At 71.3% G+C, this 18,896-nt stretch carries 20 protein-coding genes; 11 read left to right on the top strand and 9 right to left on the bottom strand.

Annotated elements, in window-relative coordinates; translation table 11 throughout:
- Window positions 1–35: 35 nt before the first annotated feature.
- The 5 genes from ACZ6ZP_RS25845 to ACZ6ZP_RS25825 all read right to left on the bottom strand — a co-directional run bounded on the left by ACZ6ZP_RS25845 (window position 36) and on the right by ACZ6ZP_RS25825 (window position 3,910).
- Entirely contained in the window at window positions 36–1,319 is a 1,284-nt protein-coding gene (locus ACZ6ZP_RS25845; protein WP_351165956.1) for a PP2C family protein-serine/threonine phosphatase, read from the bottom strand.
- Between the two features lie 376 nt (window positions 1,320–1,695).
- Entirely contained in the window at window positions 1,696–2,265 is a 570-nt protein-coding gene (locus tag ACZ6ZP_RS25840; protein WP_351165954.1) for a DinB family protein, read from the bottom strand.
- 81 nt (window positions 2,266–2,346) lie between these two features.
- Window positions 2,347–2,736 carry a VOC family protein gene (locus ACZ6ZP_RS25835; RefSeq protein WP_469408678.1) on the bottom strand — a complete coding sequence of 130 codons (390 nt, stop codon included), beginning with the start codon at window positions 2,734–2,736 and terminating at the stop codon, window positions 2,347–2,349.
- The gene (locus tag ACZ6ZP_RS25830; RefSeq protein WP_351165952.1) at window positions 2,733–3,026 is read right to left on the bottom strand and encodes an ArsR/SmtB family transcription factor; all 294 of its coding nucleotides are present in this window, start codon (window positions 3,024–3,026) and stop codon (window positions 2,733–2,735) included. The genes ACZ6ZP_RS25835 and ACZ6ZP_RS25830 overlap by 4 nt, the downstream gene beginning before the upstream one ends.
- 74 nt (window positions 3,027–3,100) lie before the next feature.
- Window positions 3,101–3,910: an IclR family transcriptional regulator gene (locus ACZ6ZP_RS25825; RefSeq protein ID WP_469408561.1), complete on the bottom strand. Its 810-nt coding sequence runs from the start codon at window positions 3,908–3,910 to the stop codon at window positions 3,101–3,103.
- A gap of 104 nt (window positions 3,911–4,014) precedes the next feature.
- Here ACZ6ZP_RS25825 and ACZ6ZP_RS25820 point away from each other — a divergent pair, with 104 nt between their 5' ends.
- From ACZ6ZP_RS25820 to ACZ6ZP_RS25810, 3 genes are read left to right on the top strand one after another with little or no spacing between them, the layout of a single operon-like run.
- Entirely contained in the window at window positions 4,015–4,983 is a 969-nt protein-coding gene (locus ACZ6ZP_RS25820) for a 5-dehydro-4-deoxyglucarate dehydratase (RefSeq protein ID WP_469408560.1), read from the top strand.
- Window positions 4,984–5,031: 48 nt separating this feature from the next.
- Window positions 5,032–6,369 (top strand): gluconate:H+ symporter, encoded by a 1,338-nt coding sequence (locus ACZ6ZP_RS25815; protein ID WP_469408559.1) that lies wholly within the window; start codon window positions 5,032–5,034, stop codon window positions 6,367–6,369.
- Between the two features lie 58 nt (window positions 6,370–6,427).
- Complete coding sequence (locus tag ACZ6ZP_RS25810) at window positions 6,428–7,759, top strand: enolase C-terminal domain-like protein (protein ID WP_469408558.1); 1,332 nt, start codon at window positions 6,428–6,430, stop codon at window positions 7,757–7,759.
- Window positions 7,760–7,763: 4 nt separating this feature from the next.
- Here the strand turns inward: ACZ6ZP_RS25810 and ACZ6ZP_RS25805 are convergent, their stop codons facing one another.
- Window positions 7,764–8,678, bottom strand: coding sequence for a TetR/AcrR family transcriptional regulator (locus ACZ6ZP_RS25805; RefSeq protein WP_469408556.1), 915 nt, complete (start codon window positions 8,676–8,678; stop codon window positions 7,764–7,766).
- A gap of 115 nt (window positions 8,679–8,793) precedes the next feature.
- Here ACZ6ZP_RS25805 and ACZ6ZP_RS25800 point away from each other — a divergent pair, with 115 nt between their 5' ends.
- The 7 genes from ACZ6ZP_RS25800 (at window position 8,794) to ACZ6ZP_RS25770 (ending at window position 15,092) form a co-directional block, all read left to right on the top strand.
- Complete coding sequence (locus tag ACZ6ZP_RS25800) at window positions 8,794–10,374, top strand: MFS transporter (RefSeq protein ID WP_469408555.1); 1,581 nt, start codon at window positions 8,794–8,796, stop codon at window positions 10,372–10,374.
- A gap of 144 nt (window positions 10,375–10,518) precedes the next feature.
- Entirely contained in the window at window positions 10,519–11,037 is a 519-nt protein-coding gene (locus ACZ6ZP_RS25795) for a GtrA domain-containing protein (protein WP_469408553.1), read from the top strand.
- Window positions 11,038–11,270: 233 nt separating this feature from the next.
- Window positions 11,271–11,843: an HPP family protein gene (locus ACZ6ZP_RS25790; protein WP_351165935.1), complete on the top strand. Its 573-nt coding sequence runs from the start codon at window positions 11,271–11,273 to the stop codon at window positions 11,841–11,843.
- Between the two features lie 137 nt (window positions 11,844–11,980).
- Window positions 11,981–12,814 (top strand): aldo/keto reductase, encoded by an 834-nt coding sequence (locus tag ACZ6ZP_RS25785; protein WP_468615900.1) that lies wholly within the window; start codon window positions 11,981–11,983, stop codon window positions 12,812–12,814.
- Between the two features lie 166 nt (window positions 12,815–12,980).
- Window positions 12,981–13,169 (top strand): DUF6479 family protein, encoded by a 189-nt coding sequence (locus ACZ6ZP_RS25780; RefSeq protein ID WP_351165929.1) that lies wholly within the window; start codon window positions 12,981–12,983, stop codon window positions 13,167–13,169.
- A gap of 20 nt (window positions 13,170–13,189) precedes the next feature.
- A complete protein-coding gene (locus tag ACZ6ZP_RS25775; protein ID WP_351165927.1) occupies window positions 13,190–14,602 on the top strand; it encodes an NADP-dependent succinic semialdehyde dehydrogenase in 1,413 nt (470 codons plus the stop codon).
- A gap of 46 nt (window positions 14,603–14,648) precedes the next feature.
- The gene (locus ACZ6ZP_RS25770; RefSeq protein ID WP_469408552.1) at window positions 14,649–15,092 is read left to right on the top strand and encodes a hypothetical protein; all 444 of its coding nucleotides are present in this window, start codon (window positions 14,649–14,651) and stop codon (window positions 15,090–15,092) included.
- Here ACZ6ZP_RS25770 and ACZ6ZP_RS25765 read toward each other — a convergent pair.
- Window positions 15,086–16,537 (bottom strand): amidase, encoded by a 1,452-nt coding sequence (locus tag ACZ6ZP_RS25765; RefSeq protein ID WP_469408551.1) that lies wholly within the window; start codon window positions 16,535–16,537, stop codon window positions 15,086–15,088. The two genes, ACZ6ZP_RS25770 and ACZ6ZP_RS25765, sit on opposite strands and share 7 nt — an antisense overlap.
- A gap of 125 nt (window positions 16,538–16,662) precedes the next feature.
- Between ACZ6ZP_RS25765 and ACZ6ZP_RS25760 the strand changes: the two genes are divergently transcribed.
- Window positions 16,663–17,274, top strand: a complete 612-nt coding sequence (locus ACZ6ZP_RS25760; protein WP_469408550.1) for a TetR/AcrR family transcriptional regulator — start codon at window positions 16,663–16,665, stop codon at window positions 17,272–17,274.
- A gap of 9 nt (window positions 17,275–17,283) precedes the next feature.
- Here the strand turns inward: ACZ6ZP_RS25760 and ACZ6ZP_RS25755 are convergent, their stop codons facing one another.
- Window positions 17,284–17,706: a hypothetical protein gene (locus ACZ6ZP_RS25755; protein ID WP_351165920.1), complete on the bottom strand. Its 423-nt coding sequence runs from the start codon at window positions 17,704–17,706 to the stop codon at window positions 17,284–17,286.
- Window positions 17,707–17,829: 123 nt separating this feature from the next.
- The gene (locus tag ACZ6ZP_RS25750; RefSeq protein ID WP_366462882.1) at window positions 17,830–18,795 is read right to left on the bottom strand and encodes an LLM class F420-dependent oxidoreductase; all 966 of its coding nucleotides are present in this window, start codon (window positions 18,793–18,795) and stop codon (window positions 17,830–17,832) included.
- Window positions 18,796–18,896: the final 101 nt, after the last annotated feature.

Genomic DNA, 18,896 nt, shown 5'->3' with positions numbered 1-18,896 from the left:
TCAATCGACGGCCGATCCACGCTCTGTTCGTCGTCTCAACCACGGCGCTGCTCTCCGATGCTGCTCCGGTAGCGACCCTCGGCCACCGCTCTCGCCGGCCCGTCGCCGTCTCTGTCACGCTCGTCGTCCCCCCGCCAGTGCAGGTGCACCACGGCCACGTCGTCGGCCAGGCCGCCCTGCTCCTCGGCGAGGCCCTCGGCCCGCTGGATCAGCGTGTCGACGAATGCCTCCGGCGCCAGCGCGGCCAACTCCCGCGCGAGGCCCAGCAGTCCCTCTTCGCCAAGACGCTCGCGGCCGTTGCCGATATGTCCCTCGAACAGGCCGTCGGTGAACAGCACCAGTGCCGCGCCCTCGGGGAGGGGCACCTCCTCGACCGGCCAGAGCCGAACGCCGGGCGCGACGCCCAGGGCAGGACCGCCGGCCACCTCCACCCACTCGACACCGCCCTCCGCGGTGCGCAGCAGCATCCCGGGGTGTCCGGCGCGCGTCAGCCGCACGTGCCGCGCCTCCGCGGAGACGGAGAGACTGGTCAACGTGGCGAAGACGTACGGCTTCACCCGCTCCGCCAGCATGATCTCCTCGAGTCGGCCCACCTGTTCGGGGCCGGTGACGCCGCTGAGCACCAGCGTGCGCCAGGCGATGCGCAGGGCCACGCCGAGGGCCGCCTCGTCGGGGCCGTGCCCGGAGACGTCTCCTATGAGCGCGTGCACGGTGCCGTCCGCGCTCTGGACGATGTCGTAGAAGTCGCCGCCCAGCAGGGCCTGGGCGCGGCCGGGCCGGTAGCGGGCCACGACGTCCACGCCCGCGCTGTTCAGGAGCGGCCTGGGCAGCAGTCCCCGCTCGAGGCGGGCGTTCTCCTGTGCCTGCATCTGGCTGGCCTGCAGGGCGACGGCCGACTGTTCGGCCTGCTTGCGCTGGATCGCGTAGCGCACGGCCCGGCCGAACAGCTCCGGTTCGACGCGGCCCTTGACGAGGTAGTCCTGGGCCCCCGCGGCCACGGCGGCGAGCCCGGTCTCCTCCTCGGCCAGGCCCGTGAGCACGACGACCGCGACCTGCTCGGCATGGGACTGGACCATGGACACGGCCTCCAGCCCCTGGGCGTCCGGCAGATGGAGGTCGAGCAGCACGCAGTCCGGCACCTCGAAGGCCAGCGCCACCCGCGCCTCGGACATGGAACGCACCCACTGCAGACGCATCTTCAAGGCGCTGTCGGCGACGAGTTCCTCGACCAGGAGCGCGTCACCGGCGTCGTCCTCGATCAGCAGCACCGAGGGCTGCGACACCTGCCGGGCCGCTGCGGTATCACTCTCGGCTGCCATACGCACACCGGAAGTCCATGGCTGTGAAGCCACCGCTATGCTCCGCCTTCCCCACCCAGTAAGTCCGCCTGACCGAACAGCCGTTGCCGACGGCCCCTACCGCGACGGGCCCGCCCGCCGCAACCATCGAATGGTCTCCGGATCTTCGCACAACGCGCACAGCGCCCGGTAGCGGACGGTTGAGGCCAACAGGCCCCTGCCGCCACCGGGCCGCCGGCAGGAATCATGCCGCCCTGAGCCGGCCATCCTTGTGCTCCGGGTGGAGCGTCTCCAAACCATCGGCGTCGAGATGTGGATCACATCACGGCACGGCCCGCAAGCGCGTTCGCTTCGATCACCGATCGCGGCGGGGGGGGATCCAGCGGAGAAGGCTTCTTTACTGGCCCACCCTGCCGTCGACGCACTCGCGCAGCAGGTCGGCCTGTCCGCAGTGGCGGGCGTACTCCTCGATCCGGTGCACCATCAGTTCGCGGACCGCGAAACCGTCCTTGCCGAGGCGTTCGCCCAGGTCCGGGTGTTCGGCCAGTACGGCGTCCGTCGCGGCCTGTTCGCGTGCCAGGTCGGCGTAGGCGGCATCGACCTGGGACTGTTCGCCGACCGCTTCGTCGAAGTCCGCGTCGCGCTCGCCGTACAGCTTGGGCAGCGGGTCGTCCTCGCGGAGCCAGTTGCGCCAGTCCCGCTCCACCTCGGCGAGGTGCCGCACCAGGCCGAGCAGGGACAGCGTCGACGGCGGGACCGACCGGCGGGCCAGTTGCTCCGGGTTCAGGCCCTCACACTTCATCCGCAGGGTCATGCGGTAGCTGGTCAGGAAGTCCAGCAGCGTCGCCAGTTCGCCGTCCGGACTGACTCCGTCGCTGTTGCGGGGGTCGTCGTCCGGGTCCGCCCACATGTCGGGGTAGGTGGTTGCCTCGCTCCAGCGTTCGGGGTGCTCGCTCATGCCGGTCATAGTCGTCCGTGCGGGCCCGGTCCGCCACTGACTTATGCGATCGGGCCCCGCCGAAGACCGCTGCGTACTCGCGCCGGGTCGTTACTCGCTGTGCACGATCTGGATCAGGTTGCCGCAGGTGTCGTCCAGCACCGCGGTGGTGACCGGGCCCATCGCCAGCGGCTCCTGGGTGAAGACCACCTCGAGCGCCCGCAGCCGGTCGTACTCCGCCTGCACGTCGTCCACGGCGAAGGACGTGACCGGGATGCCGTCCTCGACCAGCGCCGTCTTGTACGGCTGCACCGCGGGGTGACCGGAGGGCTCCAGCAGCAGTTCGGTCCCCTCGGGGTCTTCCGGCGAGACCACGGTCAGCCAGCGGTCCTCGCCGCCCAGCGGGACGTCGTGCTTCTTCACGAAGCCCAGTACGTCGGTGTAGAAGCGCAGGGCCTTTTCCTGGTCATCGACGAAGACGCTGGACAGGTGGATCTTCATGGGGTGCTCTCCGGTGCGTCGGGCCTGAGCCATCGGGTCACGATGACCTCAAGGGGTTCGGTGTTCAGATCGTGGAACTTGTAGCGGCCCTGGCGCCGTGAATGGACCAGGCCCGCGGATTCCAGGACGGCCAAATGCTGGCTGATCGCCTGCCGGGACAGCCCCAGACCGTGCTTGGTCACCAGCCGGGCGCAGATCTCGAACAGGGTCTGCCCGTCCCGTTCCACCAGCTCATCGAGGATGTGCCGACGGGTGGGGTCGGCCAGCGCCTTGAAAACATCCTCCGTCATGACTCCACCATAGGCAAGTCATGACTTACCTATCAAGGCGGGGAGCTGCCGTCACGGACGGCTCGGTGCGGGGCTCAGCGCCAGTCGGGAGCGCCCGAGACCGGTGACAGCGCGCTTTCGATCTTCGTCTGGATCTCCCGCATCACGGACACGACGCGGCTCTGGTGCGCGTCGGTCAGCCGGGCCACCGGCACTGAGCAGCTGATGGCGTCGACGGCCGGCGCGTCGTAGCGCAGGGCGAAGCCGAAGCCCGCGATGCCGTCCACCGTCTCCTCGCGGTCGATGGCGTACCCGCGCTCGCGCACCCGCCCGAGGTCGGCGAGGAGCGCGGTGCGGTCGGTGTGCGTGCCGTGCGCGAGCGCGGCCAACGGGCCCTGACCCAGCGGGAGTTCATTGTCCGGACGCTCGGCGAGCAGTGCCTTTCCGAGCGCTCCGGCGTGTGCCGGGACGCGACGGCCGACCCGGCTGATGGTGCGCAGGTACTCGTGGGACTCGCGGGTCGCGAGGTACACGACGTTCGGGCCGTCGAGCCGCGCCAGGTGGATCGTCTCGCCCAACGCGTCGGAGGCCTCGTCCAGGTACGGGCGGATGGCGCGCACCCGTACGTCGCCGTCGAGGTAGCTCGTGCCGGTGAGCAGCGTGCGGATTCCGATGCCGTACAGGGACCCGGTGGTGTCCGTGCGCACCCAGCCGCAGTCGATCAGGGTCCGCAGCAGTTGGTACATGCTGCTGCGCGGCACGCCCAACTCCTCGGCGAGCTCGTCCAGGCGGGCCGGCCGGTCGGCGCGCTCGGCCAGCAGTTCCAGCAGCGCGACGGTGCGCAGGGCCGACTTCACCCCGCGGACTCCCGCGCCCGCCCCGTGGTCCGTTCCGCTCTCCGCCATGCGCCCATCGTAGATCCGCGGCGCCTGCCCATTGACCCCCATCGTTCATGACTCTAGCCTCCATTCTCATACGTGGACGCCATCTGCATATAGAGATGAGATTCATGAACAAGCCCAGTACGACGCCCCAGCAGCCCCAGGACGTGGCCCAGCGACTCCGGGAGGGCATGGCCCGCGGTGTCCTGTCCTTCCCGCTCACGAGCATGGGCAGCGACGGCAGCCTCGACCTGAAGTCCTACCGCTCCTATCTGACGGCCCAGTTGGCGACGGAGCCCGGCGCCGTGTTCCCCGCCTGCGGAACCGGCGAGTTCTTCTCCCTCGACGAGGAGGAGTACCGCGCCGTCGTCCGCGTCACGGTCGAGGTCGCCGACGGCCGGCTGCCGGTGGTGGCGGGCACCGGATACGGCTGGGCCCAGTCGCTGCGGTTCGCCCGGATCGCCGAGGAGGAGGGCGCGGACGCCCTGTTGGTGCTGCCCCACTACCTGGTCGATGCGGGGCAGGACGGCCTGGTGGAGCAGCTGCGCCGGCTGTCCGCCGGTACCCGGCTGCCCCTCATCGCCTACCAGCGCGGCCAGGTCACCTTCAACGCCCGGTCCCTGCGCCGGATCGCCGAGATCCCCACCGTCATCGGCCTCAAGGACGGGCACAGCGACCTCGACCGGCTCCAGCGCCTCACCCTGGCCGCCCCCGAGGACTTCCTCTTCTTCAACGGCGCCTCCACCGCGGAGATCCAGGCCCGCGCGTACGCCACCGTCGGCGTGCCCGCGTACTCGTCCGCCGTCCACGCCTTCGCCCCCGAGATCGCCGCCGCCTTCTTCACCGCGCTGCGGGAGCAGGACGACACGGCGGTGGACCGGCTGCTGCGCGAGTTCTACGTCCCGCTGGTCGAGCTGCGCGACCGGGCACCGGGCTACGCCGTCTCGCTGGTCAAGGCCGCCGCCCGGCTGCGCGGCCTCCCGGTCGGACCGGTGCGCGCACCCCTGACCGACCCCGGCCCGGACGACGTCGCCGACCTGGAGAAGGTGCTCAACGCCGGCCTCGACCTCGTCTCGGCCGCGCGGCACCGGGCCTGACCGGCCGTCAGCACAGCCTCGTCCCACAGTTCAAAGGGGAACTGATACATGCCGCTCGTCGTAGTCGGGGTCAGCGTCTTGATCCTGCTGTTCCTCATGACCCGCTTGAAGCTGAACGGTTTCGCCGCCCTCCTGTTCGTGGCGGTCGCCGTCGCGCTGGTGCAGGGCATACCGGTGGCCTCGATCCCCGACGTCCTCTCGGAGGGCATCGGCGGCCAGATCGGCGACACGATGCTCGTCATCGGGCTCGGCGCCATGGTCGGCCGCGTCATGGGGGACTCCGGTGCCGCACAGCGCATCGCCAACAAGATGCTGGACGCCTTCGGACCGCGATGGGTCCAGGTGGCCATGGTGGTCACGTCCATGCTCATCGGCGTCACCATGTTCTACGAGGTCGCCTTCATCATCATCGTGCCCATCGCGTTCACCCTCGTACGCGTCACCGGGGCGAAGCTGCTGTGGATCGGCCTGCCGATGTCCATCACGCTCTCCACGATGCACAGTTTCCTGCCGCCGCACCCCGGCCCCACCGCCGTGGCCGCGACGTTCCACGCCTCGGTCGGCCTGACCCTGGTCTACGGCCTGTTCATCGCGGTACCCGCCGGTGCGCTCATCGCGCTGGCCTGGCCGCGGCTTCCGTTCGTCAGGGCGATGAACCCCTCCATCCCCAAGGGCCTGGTCAGCGAGCGCGAGTTCACCGACGAGGAGATGCCGGGCATGGGCTGGTCCCTGACCGTGGCGCTCTTCCCCGTCGTCCTGATCGCCGGTGCGTCGGTGACCGAGATGGCCGCGTCCGGCGAGAGCCCGTTCCTGCACTTCGTCTCCTTCATCGGCTCGGCGCCGATCGCGCTGCTGCTGACCCTCCTCCTGGCGATCTGGGCGTTCGGTCCGCGCATCGGCCGCAGCCTCTCCGACGTCAGCGCCTCCTGTACGTCGGCCGCCCAGGCCATGGCCATGATCCTGCTGGTGATCGGGGCGGGCGGCGCCTTCAAGAACGTCCTCGTCGAGGGCGGCATCTCCGACCACATCAAGGACACCACCGACGGCTGGGCCATCTCGCCGCTCATCCTGGCGTGGCTCATCGCGGTGATCCTGCGCATCGCCCTCGGCTCCGCCACTGTCGCCGTCGTCACCGCATCCGGTGTGGTGCTGCCGCTCCTGGCGAACAGCGGCGTCCACCCCGAGATCCTGGTGCTCGCCGTCTCCTGCGGATCGATCGCCTTCTCGCACGTCAACGACCCCGGATTCTGGCTGTTCAAGGAGTACTTCAACCTCTCGGTCATCGAGGCGATCAAGGTGCGCACCACCTATACGACGGTGCTGGCGATCCTCGGCCTCGGCGGCGTCCTCGCGGTCGAGTGGGCCCTGGACGTCCTCAGCCTCTGACCCGCCCGGCGACCCGTCCGCTTCTTTCCCGTATCTCTCACCCGAGGAATCTCTGATCATGAACAGGCAGCCGACCGTCACCGCGTTCAGCGTCTACCCGGTCGCAGGCCGGGACTGCATGGAGCTCAACCTCTCCGGCGCGCACGGCCCCTACTTCACCCGCAACATCGTGGTCCTGCGGGACTCCGAGGGCCGCACCGGCCTGGGCGAGGTACCGGGCGGCGAGAAGATCACCCAGACCCTGCGCGACGCCGAGTCCCTCGTCGTCGGCGCCCGCCTCGGTGACCACAAGCGCGTCCTGCGCGAGATCGGCGACCGTTTCGCCGACCGTGACGCCGGTGGACGCGGCGCCCAGACCTTCGACCTGCGCACCGCCGTCCACGCGGTGACCGCCGTGGAGTCCGCCCTGCTCGACCTGCTCGGCCAGCACCTGGAGGTGCCCGTCGCTGCGCTGCTCGGCGACGGCCAGCAGCGCGACTCCGTCCGCGTCCTGGGCTACCTCTTCTACGTCGGCGATCCCGACCGCACCGATCTGGAGTACGTCCGCGAGCCCGAATCCCCCGTGGACTGGCACCGCATCCGGCACGAGCAGGCCCTGTCCCCCGAGGCGATCGTCCGGCAGGCCGAAGCCGCCTACGACCGCTACGGCTTCCGGGACTTCAAGCTCAAGGGCGGTGTCCTGGAGGGCGCCGAGGAGGTCGCGGCCGTCCGCGCGCTCAAGGACCGCTTCCCGCAGGCCCGCATCACCCTCGACCCCAACGGCGCCTGGTCGCTGCGCGAGGCGATCGAGCTGTGCACCCCGCTGACCGACACCCTCGCCTACGCCGAGGACCCCTGCGGCGCCGAGGGCGGATACTCGGGCCGCGAGGTCCTGGCCGAGTTCCGCCGCGCCACCGGGCTGCCGACCGCCACCAACATGGTCGCCACCGACTGGCGGCAGATGACCCACGCCCTGGCCCTCCAGTCGGTCTCCATCCCCCTCGCCGACCCGCACTTCTGGACCATGCAGGGCTCGGTCCGCGTGGCGCAGCTGTGCAACGCGATGGGCCTGACCTGGGGATGCCACTCCAACAACCACTTCGACATCTCCCTGGCCATGGTCACCCACTGCGGAGCCGCGGCCCCCGGGGACTACAACGCCCTGGACACCCACTGGATCTGGCAGGAAGGCCTGGAGCGCCTCACCACCGCCCCGCCCCGCATCGTCGACGGCGAGATCGCCGTGCCGGACGCCCCCGGCCTGGGCGTCGAGCTCGACATGGACCGGCTGCTCGCGGCCCACGACCTCTACCGGCGTAAGGCCCTGGGCGCACGCGACGACGCCACCGGCATGCGCTACCTCATCCCCGACTGGCAGTTCGACAACAAGCGCCCCTGCCTGGTGCGCTGAGCGCCTACGCGTTCCCGGGCCTGGCGATGAGGGCCTCGATTCCGTCCAGGAACCGTTCGAGCCCGAACTCGAAGAGCGTGCCCAGCTCCAGGCTGAAGTCGTCGTCGCCGAAGAGCGTGGACAGGACCGGGTACGCCTCGGCGGTCTGGATGGCGTCCATCCGCGGCTCGTTGGACGCCATCCACTCCTCGGGGGTCATGCCGGTGTCCTGGCGTGCCTGGGATTCCAGCTCGATGGCCAGCGCGACGCCTTGGGCGTACCCGAGGACGGCCAGGTGGACATGGATCATCTGGTACGGCGTGAGCCCCACGCCGCGCAGAACGGCCAGGACCCGCTCGGTGTAGCGCATCGCGTGGGGCGAGGCCATCGGCCGGGTCAGTCCTGCCATGGCCCGCCCCAGCCAGGGATGACGTTCGTACAGACTCCACAACCACCGTGCCTCCTGGGCCAGTTGCGCGCGCCAGCCCGGCGGCCTGGGTCCTGCCGGCGCCTCGCTGAACACCGCCTCCGACATCAGCCGGACGAGTTCGCCCTTGCTCGGGACGTGCCGGTACAGGGCCATGGTGGAGGCGCCGAACTCGGCGGCGACGCGCCGCATGGACAGCGCCGCGAGCCCCTCCGCGTCGGCGAACGCGATCGCGGTGCGGATGATGCGCTCGCGGGTCAGCCCGCCCTGGCCGGGGGCCGTGCGGCGTTCCCGTCCCGGCTCCGCGACCACCGTGCCGACACCGGGCACGGCGCGCACCAGGCCCTCCTGGTTCAGTGCGGCGAGCGCCTTCGTCGCGGTCGCCATCGCCACCCCCCACTCCTGGGTGATGCGCCGGGTGGAGGGCACGCGGTCGCCCGGTGAGAGAGCGCCGGAGTCGATCCTGCGGCGGATGTCCCGCGCGATGCGGAGGTAGGGCGGATCGGCAGCCATGGCCGCACTGTACTAGTGCACCAGGTGCGCCATCTTCCAGTTCAGGAGCTGCGGAGGGGGAAGTGCACTAGGTCGTTGTTTGCGGCGTACGCGCCGAGCCGATTCCGTACCGGGCATGGAGAACTCACCCCACCCCCGCGCGGGCCGCAAGGAATGGTCCGCCCTCGGCGTCCTGATGCTGCCCCTGCTCCTGGTCTCGATGGACGTCTCGATCCTCTACTTCGCGATTCCCTACATCAGCCAGGACCTGGAACCCGGCGCCACCCAGCAGCTGTGGATCCTCGACATGTACGGCTTCGTCCTCGCCGGCCTGCTCATCACCATGGGCGCCCTCGGCGACCGGATCGGCCGGCGCACGCTGGTGCTCGCGGGAGCCGCGGTCTTCGGTGCGGCCTCGGTCGCCGCGGCGTATGCGCACACGGCCGAACTGCTCATCGCCGTACGGGCGTTGCTGGGCCTCGGCGGCGCCGCCCTGATGCCCTCGACGCTCGCCCTGATCCGCAATCTGTTCCGCGACCGGAAGCAGCGCGCCCAGGCGGTGACCCTGTGGACGGGTGTCATGACCGCGGGCATCTCCCTGGGACCGGTGGTCAGCGGTCTGCTCCTGGAACACTTCTGGTGGGGTTCGGTCTTCCTGATCAATCTGCCCGCGATGGCGCTCCTGCTGGCTCTGGTCCCCTTCCTGGTACCGGAGTTCAAGGCGCCGCAGCAGGGCCGCTTCGACCTGCCGAGCGCGGCGCTCTCCCTCGGCGCCCTGCTTCCGGTCATCTACGGCATCAAGGAACTGGCCCAGCACGGATACGCACCTTTGCCCGCCCTCGGTGTCAGTTCGGGGCTGGCGCTCGGCGTCGTCTTCGTACGCCGTCAGAAGCGCCTGGCGCACCCGATGATCGACCTCGGCCTGCTGGGACGGCGCGCCTTCGGCGGCCCGGTGGTCGCCAACCTCCTCGCCATGTTCGCCACGGTGGGCATGGCCGTCTATCTCACGCAGTACCTGCAGTCCGTCCTCGGCATGAGCCCGTTCGAGGCCGCCCTGTGGAGCCTGGTGCCGGCCGCGGGTCTGGCCGTCATGGCGCCCACCGCGGCCGCGCTCGCCCAGCGCGTCGACCGCGCGTACGTCATGGGCGGCGGCTTCCTCGGCTCCGCCTGCGGCTTCCTCTGGCTGACCCAGGTGCACGCCGACACGGCGCCATGGGTCACGCTGACCGGCGCCTCGGTCTATGCGGGCGGCCTGGTCGCCGCCATGACGCTGGCCACTGAACTCGCCCTGGGGGCCACCCCGCCGGAGCGTGCGGGCTCGGCCGCGGCCGTCCTCGAGTCGGGCCAGGAGCTGGGCGGAGCGCTGGGCATGGCGATCCTCGGCTCCATCGGTGCGGCGGTCTACAGCCGCGACATGGCCGACGCCCTCCCGGCGGGTGTTCCGCACGCGGGCGCGGTACGCGAAACCCTGGGCGGCGCCAGCACCGTGGCCGAGCGACTGCCGTCCAGTACGGCGGACACCGTACTGACGGCAGCGCGCGACGCCTTCACGCACGGGATGGGCTTCGCCGCGATCGGCGCGGCCGTCGTCATGGCCGCAGCGGGGCTCTTCTGCCTCGTCCTGCTGCGCGGCGCGGGCACGACGCCGCTCGGTGTCGCGCACGCCGGGCAGCCGCCAGCCGCTGACCTGCGCATTCGCGCCACCCGCGCGTCGTGACGCCACGAGCGACACCAGTGGCGTCATTAATGGCTCGCCATGGTGTCATTCGTGTGCCATGATGGCACCACGGATCGCGCACCCCTCCGTCTCGCAGGCCGAGGGGCGCGCGCTTCGCGAAGCAGCCGTCGAGGGGGGCCGATCATGGAAACAGCACAGAGACAGCAGCAGGCGGCACCCGGCGCGTTCACCGCCTTCGCCCGCTTCGTGCTCTGCGGCGGCGGGGTGGGACTCGCCTCCAGCTTCGCCGTGGCGGCCCTCGCCTCCTGGATTCCCTGGGCCCTGGCCAACGCCGTGATCACCGTGGCGTCCACACTCCTGGCCACCGAGCTGCACGCCCGCTTCACCTTCGGCGCGGGCGGGCGCGCGACCTGGCGTCAGCATGCGCAGTCGGCCGGATCCGCGGCGATCGCGTACGCGGTGACCTGCATGGCGATGTTCGTCCTGCAGCAGCTGGTGGCGGCGCCCGGTGCGCTGCTCGAGCAGGTCGTCTACCTCTCCGCCTCAGCGCTCACCGGTGTCGCGCGGTTCGCGGTCCTGCGCCTGGTCGTCTTCGCACGCACCCGCTCGCAAGCCACCGCCCACGCCCCCCGGCCCGTACCCGCCACCGTGGCCCGGGCCACGGCCCCGGCCACCCCCGCAGCCCTCTGCCCCGCGGCCTGACGGCACGGCACCCCCTCCTTGCGGTCCTGGTCAGCACCGTGATCACCGGACCTGGCCGCAGGCCGCGCGGCAGGGCTTCGTAGGATCTTGGGTGAGTACGCGGACGCCCCGACCCCGGGCCGCCGATGCTGCCCGCGCCCCCTGCCGACCGCACGGGCGGCCGTGGCGACTCCTGCCCTTTGTCACCTCGCCGTCCGGGTTTCCCGCCGGCTGAAGTCCGGAACGTCCTTCTCTTGAGCACCGACGAAATCATCGAGGCGCCGCCCGCGCCTGCCCGACCGCGCCCTCAGATCCGCGCACTCCCCCGCGTCCTGCCCCGCCTCGTGGGCCGCGCCCCGGCCCCGCCGCCCGCGGGCACCGCCCTGCACAACGTCAGCGCCGTCACCGCCGTGCTCCTGGCGCTGGTCGCCGTCGGCTCGGTCGTCCACGAGCCGGTCCTGATACCCCCGCTGGCGGCATCCGCCGCGATCGTGCACAGCGCGCCCCGGCTGCCGCTCGCCCAGCCGCGCAGCGTGATAGCGGGCCATCTGCTGTGCGCCGGCGTCGGCTACGCGGTCCTCGCCGCGCTGGGCAGCGCCCCGTGGGCGGCGGCGCTGGCCGCGGGCATCGGCCTGGCCGTGATGACCGCGGCGCGCACCCCGCACTCGCCGGCCTGCGCCACCGCCGTCGTCATCGTCCTGCACCACCCCCGGCCCGCCACCTTCGTTCCCCTGCTGGCCGGATCGGTCCTCGTAGTCGTCCTGGCGGGCTGGGCCGCCTCGCGCGCCCGTCCCAGCGCGCCGCGCTATCCCGCGTACTGGTGGTGATCGGTTGTGCGGCGGCGCCGGGCCGTGTGAAGTTCTCTGCGTGAGGGCCGGGCGGCCGGGAAGGGAGTCCGATGACTTCGGGCACCGGCGCTGTCGTGCGCGGCCCGCACCCGCGAAGTGACGAGAAGGGATACGCGATGGCAGCGGCTAGGACAGTGACGTTCCCCAACGGCGTGAGCGTGCCCGCCCTGGGCCAGGGCACCTGGCGCATGGGCGACGATCCTTCGCGCCGCGCCGAGGAACTGGCCTCCCTGCGCAGGGGCCTGGACCTGGGCATGACGCTGATCGACACGGCGGAGATGTACGGGAGCGGCGCATCGGAGGAGCTGGTCGGCGAGGCCGTCCGCGGGCACCGCGACGAGGTCTTTCTGGTGAGCAAGGTGCTGCCGTCGAACGCCGACGCCCGCGGCACGGTGGATGCCTGCCACGCGAGCCTGCGCCGCCTCGGCACCGACCGGATCGACCTGTATCTGCTGCACTGGCGCGGCGGTGTGCCGCTCGCCGAGACCGTCGAGGCCCTCGAGGGCCTGGTGAGCCGCGGCAGCATCGGCGCCTGGGGCGTGAGCAACCTCGATGTCGACGACCTGGCGGATCTCCCCCGGGACGCCCTCCCGCAGACGGATCAGGTGCTCTACAACCTCACCCGCCGCGGCCCCGAGTACGACCTGTTCCCCTGGTGTCGCGAACGCTCGGTGCCCGTGATGGCCTATTCGCCGCTGGAACAGGGGCGGCTGCTCGGCCATCAGGCCCTGGAGGCGGTGGCGTCCGCGCACGGGAGCACACCGCTACAGGTGGCGCTCGCCTGGGTGCTGCGCCACGACGACGTCATCGCCATCCCCAAGGCCTCCACCGCGGCGCACGTGGAGCAGAACCACGCCGCCCTCGATCTCCGCCTCACCGACGAGGACCTCAAGGCGCTGGATGCCGCGTTCCCCGCGCCGGTGGGCAAGGAGCCCCTGGAGATCCTCTGAAGGGCCCCGCCCCGAAGATCCGACCGGCCAGGGGACGTGTGCGTTCCCCATATCAGGGCACCCGGCACGTCGCAGCGCATGCTTCCCCGAGCATGTCGCTCTAGGGTGAATCCCGGGGACCGCAACACCCGGGGCCACAGCCTTCGGGCCCTATAGGAGGCACTGCATGCCCCTCGCCGCAAGCGGAACCTCGTCGCTGATGCTGATCATCGGCGTGGTGATCGTCGCCGTACTGCTCGCCCTGTTCCTGTTCGGACGGCGACAGGTCACCCGACGCCCCGACCCACCGCAGGAGCCCCAGCCGCGCGCGGACTCCTGGGAGGAGCCCCACCAGGGTCCCCCCGAGTCGCGCTAGGCGTTTCCAGGAGGAACGGCATGCCCATCGCCACGGTCGATCCCGCCACCGGCGAGACGCTCGAGACCTTCGAGCCGCTGGAGGACGCGACGGTCGAGCGCCGTCTGGCGTCCGCCCACGCCGCGTTCGGCCAGTACCGCACCAGCGCCTTCAGCGAGCGTGCCCGGCTGATGAACCGGGCCGCCGAACTGCTGGAGGAGGACAACGCGTTCATCGCCCGGACCATGACCACCGAGATGGGCAAGCCCATCAAGGCGGCAAGGGCCGAGGCGGCCAAGTGCGTCAAGGCCATGCGCTGGTACGCCGAGCGGGCCGAGGACCTGCTCGCGGACGAGCACCCCGCGCAGGCCGACGTGGCGGATTCCGGCGCGAGCCGGGCCATCGTCCGCTACCGCCCGCTGGGCGTCGTGCTCGCCGTGATGCCGTGGAACTTCCCGCTCTGGCAGGTCGTACGGTTCGCCGCGCCCGCCCTGATGGCGGGCAACGTAGGCCTGCTCAAGCACGCGTCGAACGTGCCCCAGACGGCCCTGTACCTCCAGGACCTCTTCCAGCGCGCCGGGTTCCCCGAAGGCTGCTTCCAGACGCTGCTCGTCGGCTCGGGCGCCGTCGAGGGCATCCTGCGCGACGAGCGGGTGGCCGCGGCGACCCTCACCGGCAGCGAACCGGCCGGCCGCTCGGTGGCGTCCATCGCCGGCGACGAGATCAAGAAGACGGTCCTGGAGCTGGGCGGCAGCGACCCCTACCTGGTGCTGCCGAGCGCCGACATCGAGCGGGCCGCGGCGACCGCCGTGACCGCCCGGGTGCAGAACAACGGACAGTCCTGCATCGCCGCCAAGCGCTTCATCGTGCACACGGACGTCTTTGACGACTTCCGCGACCGATTCGTGTCGGGTATGCGAGAGTTGACCGTCGGCGACCCGGCGAGCGAGGACACCGACGTCGGCCCGCTCGCCACCGAACAGGGCCGCAGCGACCTGGAGGAGCTCGTCGACGACGCGCTCGCCCGGGGCGCCACCGCGCTGTGCGGCGGGCAGCGCCCCAAGGAGCAGGAGCGGGGCTGGTACTACTCCCCCACCGTGCTGGCCGACGTGACCCCGGACATGCGCATCCACAAGGAGGAGGCGTTCGGCCCGGTGGCCACGCTCTATCGCGTGGCGAACCTGGACGAGGCCGTGACGCTGGCCAACGACTCGCCGTTCGGGCTCAGCTCCAATGTGTGGACGCGCGACGACGCCGATGTCGAACGCTGCGTCCAAGACCTCCAGGCGGGCGGCGTCTTCTTCAACGGCATGACCGCCTCCCACCCCGGCCTGCCCTTCGGCGGCGTCAAACGCTCGGGGTACGGACGGGAGTTGGCCGGGCACGGCATCCGCGAGTTCTGCAACGCCACGACGGTCTGGTACGGCCCGTCCGACCCGGACGGCAAGGGCTGACACACCTGGCCGCACGGCCGGGTGCCTGCCGCGCGATGATCCAGGGATGGATCTGGACGACGCACTGGTGGGCCACTGGAGCAGCCTCCCCTTCTCCTACGGGGTCATGGAGGCCTCCGAACTCGGCCTTCTCGACGACGGCCGGGGCTGGAGCGCGTGGTTCAACGCCGACGCGCTGTATGTCACCCGCCTGTTGTGGCGGTGCCCGGAACCGGGCGTCGTGGAGCTGCATGCGAAGTGGAGCGTGGAGGGGCCCCTGGGCGACGGCCCAGGGGCCTCGCCGTTCTCCCGCGTGGAGTTGGTCGAGCCGATGGACCAGGTCACGCGCCACCGCTACGTCATCGAACCGGCCGTACCGCTGCCGGGGGCCGACCCCGTGCTGGCGGTCGACTTCGAGGAGCCGGTGGAGTTCTGCTGTCAGTACGCCAGGGGCTCCAGGACGATCGGGCCCGAGGACGACCCTTCTCACCTCGTGCTCCCGCATCAGTAGGCCGGCTGGTTCCCCGCCCACACCGTGGGGGTCCGGCCCGACCACGGGCTTGCCTGTTCGAGCTGTCCCGCGAGGCGGAAGAGGCGGCCTTCGAGCCCGTATCCGGCGGCGAACTGCATACCGATCGGGAGCCCTGTCCCGGCGTCCGCCGTCACCGGCACGGACATGGCGGGTGTGCCCGCCACGTTGGACGCCATGGTGAACGGCGAGCGGTCGTTGAGGCGGTCGATCCAGCCGAGGCCGTCCAGTGTCTGCGCACCCTCGGTGTAGGCGCCCGCGAGCAGCGGAAGCTCCGGCACGGTCGGGGTGAGCAAGACGTCGTAAGCCTCGAAGTACCGGGCCAGGCTTCGCGCGACCCGGTTGCGGAGGGCGAGCGCGGTGACGAACTGGGCGCCCGTGACCCGCTGCCCGTAGTGGTAGCCGGCCAGGGTCCCCGGCTCGAGGGTGGAGGAGTCGACGGGCCGGTCGAAGGCGGCAGCCAGCTCGTCGACCGAGGCCGCGAGATGCGCCGTCATCAGCCGGGCGCTGGCCAGCACGAACTCCTCCCAATGGGCCCCGAGGTCGACCTCGGCCTCCTCCACCCGGTGGCCGAGGGATGCGAGCAGCCGCACCGTGCGCGACAGCGCGTCGGCCACCGGTGCGGTGGTACGGCGTCCGCCCCACGCCTGGGCGATGACACCGATCCGCAGCGAGCCCGGCGGGCGGGTGACTTCCTCCGCGTAGGGCCGGGACGGCTGGTGGGCGAAGTAGGGATCACCCGGTTCCGGGCCGCGGATCAGGTCGAGCAGGGCCGCGCTGTCGCGCACGGTGCGGCTGACGCTGCCCTGCACGGCCAGGCCGCTGAAGACTTCGTCGGCGCCGGGGCCCATGGAGACCCGGCCACGGGTGGGCTTGAGCCCGAACAGGCCGTTGTAGGCGGCGGGTATGCGCAGCGAGCCCGCGGCGTCGGTGGCGTGGGCGATCGGGACCACCCCGGCAGCCACCGCCGCGCCCGCGCCGCCGCTGGAGCCGCCCGCGCTCCGCTCCAGGTCCCACGGATTGCGGACCGGGCCGTACAGCGCCGGTTCCGTGGTGATGCTGTAGGCCAACTCCGGTGTCGCGGTACGCCCGAACGTCACGAGGCCGGCGCGTCGGAAGCGCCGCATGAGGGCGGAGTCGGCGGCGGCGACGTGGCCGGCCGCGAGACGGCTGCCGAGCTCCATGCGCCGCCCGGCCATGGAGACTCCGATGTCCTTGATCAGGAAGGGGACACCCGCCAGAGGTGTGCCGGCGGGGCGGGGTTCGTCGTCGGCCTGCCAGGTCTCCACGATCGCGTTGATCTGCGGATCGACCGCCTGCGCGGCCTCGCGCGCGGCTGCTTCCAGTTCGGCGGGGGTCACTTCGCCCCGGGCCACCAGCTCTGCAAGGCCGACCGCGTCGAAGCTCACGTACTCGGCAACTCTCACTGTCACTCCCAGCGGAAGAACGATACCGTCGAGTCCCTGACGATACCGATCGGTATCGCACGGGACGGACTGGTACCGTAACAGCGAAGTCAAAGGACCCCTCGACCGGACGTCACGGAGCAGTCATGGCAGCGACCGCCGGAAGGCCGAGCAGAGCGAGCAGATCGAGCAGGGTGGCGAAACTGCCGCCCCGGGAGCGCATCCTCGACGCGGCGGAAGAGCTCTTCCAGAGCGAGGGGATCCGGCGCGTGGGCGTCCAGGCGATCGCCGACAGGGCCGAGACGACCAAGATGGCGATCTACCGGCACTTCGGGACCAAGGACGCACTGGTCGCGGAGTGGCTGCGGATCGTCGCCGCCGACTACCAGGCGGCCTTCGACCGGGTCGAGGCCCAGTACCCCGGCCGGCCCAGGGAGCAGATCCTGGGCCTGGCCCGGTTCATCGCCGAGGGTCTGCCGGCGATCTCGCACCGGGGCTGCCCCTTCATCAACTCCCTCGCCGAACTGCCCGACCGCGCCCACCCCGCACGGCAGGTCATCGAGGAGCACAAGGCCCGCCAGACCCGCAGGCTGCTCGCCCTGTGCGTCGAGGCCGGGCTGCCCGACCCCGAACAGGCCACGGCCGAGATCACCTTCGTACTCGAAGGCGCGCAGGTCAGCACGCAGAACGGAAGCATCGATCAGGCGGGGGACCGCCTGATGCGCATCGTCGAGGCAGTCATTGATCTGCACTGCTGAGGGCAGGCCTCAGTGGCCCGGCAGCGGCGGCTCCCCGTGCTCGGCGCCCGTCAGGCGCAGCTGCACCTGGACCTCCTGGTCGCCGGAGGCCGTGCCGGTGGCCGAGGCCACGAAGGCCGATTCGAGCGTGGCACGCAGCCGGTCCACCGCGACCGGGCTGCCCTGCAGGTCGGCGGTGACCGTGTCCGCCAGCAGCACGCCCCGGACGGGTCCCGGGCTGTGGGCGGCGACGAAGGCACCGGTCCAGACGGCGGGGCGGGGCTGCTCCGTGCGGTGCGGCGCCTCCTCACCGCGGTCGGAGGAGAAGTGGGTCCGCAGCACGCCGAAGACGGCGTCCGCGTCGGCCGCGGAGCACTCCCCCAGGACCACTTGCACCAGGTCGGGGGAGTCGGAGGGGGCGGTGGGGGAAGCCGGGCCGGATGTGTCGTTCACGCTGTTCTCCAGTGGGGTCGCGGGTACCTGATGTGGGGTCACGGGTACCCGATGTGGGGGCAGGTATCTGGTGGGGCGACTGCCGGTGCCCGATGTGGTGGCCGACGGTGCCGTGTGAGGGGTTCAGAGGTCGCGCAGCGCAGGCAGCAGCTTCTTCTCCGCCCAGTCGATGAAGGGGCGTTGGTGCTCGCCGCCCACCTGGACGAGGGCGACCTCCGTGAAGCCCGCCTCGGCGTAGGGGCGTACGGCGTCGACGAAGGCGTCGACGTCGTCGCCGCACGGGATCTGGTCGGCGATGTCCTGCCGGGTGACGTACTGGGTGGCGCCCGCGAAGCCGGACGGACCGGGCAGTTCCGCGTTGACGGGCCAGCCGCCGACCGACCAGCGGAACTGGTCGTGCGCACGGGCGACGGCGGCGTCCTTGTCGGTGTCGAAGCAGACGGGCAACTGACCCACGCGCGGCTTGCCGCTGCCGCCGTGCTCGTCGAACGAGGCGAGCAGCTCGGCCTTGGGCTCGGTCGCGATGACCAGGTCGGCGAGGCGTCCGGCCAGGGCGCAGGAACGTCCGCCGGAGACCGCCACTCCAATGGGGGGCAGCTCGTCGGGGACATCCCACAGCCGGGCGTTCGCCACGTCGAAGTGGGCGCCCTGGTGGTTGACGTTGTCGCCGGTGAACAGCGCGCGGATGATCTCCACCGCTTCCTCCAGCATCTCCAGGCGGACCTGCGGGGAGGGCCAGCCCGCGCCGACCACGTGCTCGTTGAGGTTCTCGCCCGAGCCCAGGCCCAGCCGGAAGCGGCCCTCGGAGAGCAGCTGCATCGTCGCGGCCTTCTGCGCCACCACGGCCGGGTGATAGCGGACCGTCGGGCAGGTCACGTACGTCATGAGCGGGATCCGCGAGGTCGCCTGCGCCGCCGCGCCCAGCACGCTCCACGCGTAGGGCGCGTGCCCCTGCGAGTCGAGCCAGGGGAAGTAGTGGTCGGACGTGACGGAGAAGTCGAACCCGGCCCGCTCCGCCGCGACCAGATCGTCGACGAGGGCTCGGGGGCCCGCTTGCTCGGTCATCATCGTGTAGCCAATTTGCACCATATTTGTACGCTTTGCCGAACGGCTCCCGCTGAAACATCACCACCAGCGGGCGTGTGAGCCTGCTGCCCACGCGCCGCGGGGCTACTCGGGTCCCCTGCGTC

The organism is Streptomyces sp. NPDC054047, from assembly GCF_055585065.1.
This window is presented reverse-complemented; position numbering and strand designations above follow the sequence as displayed.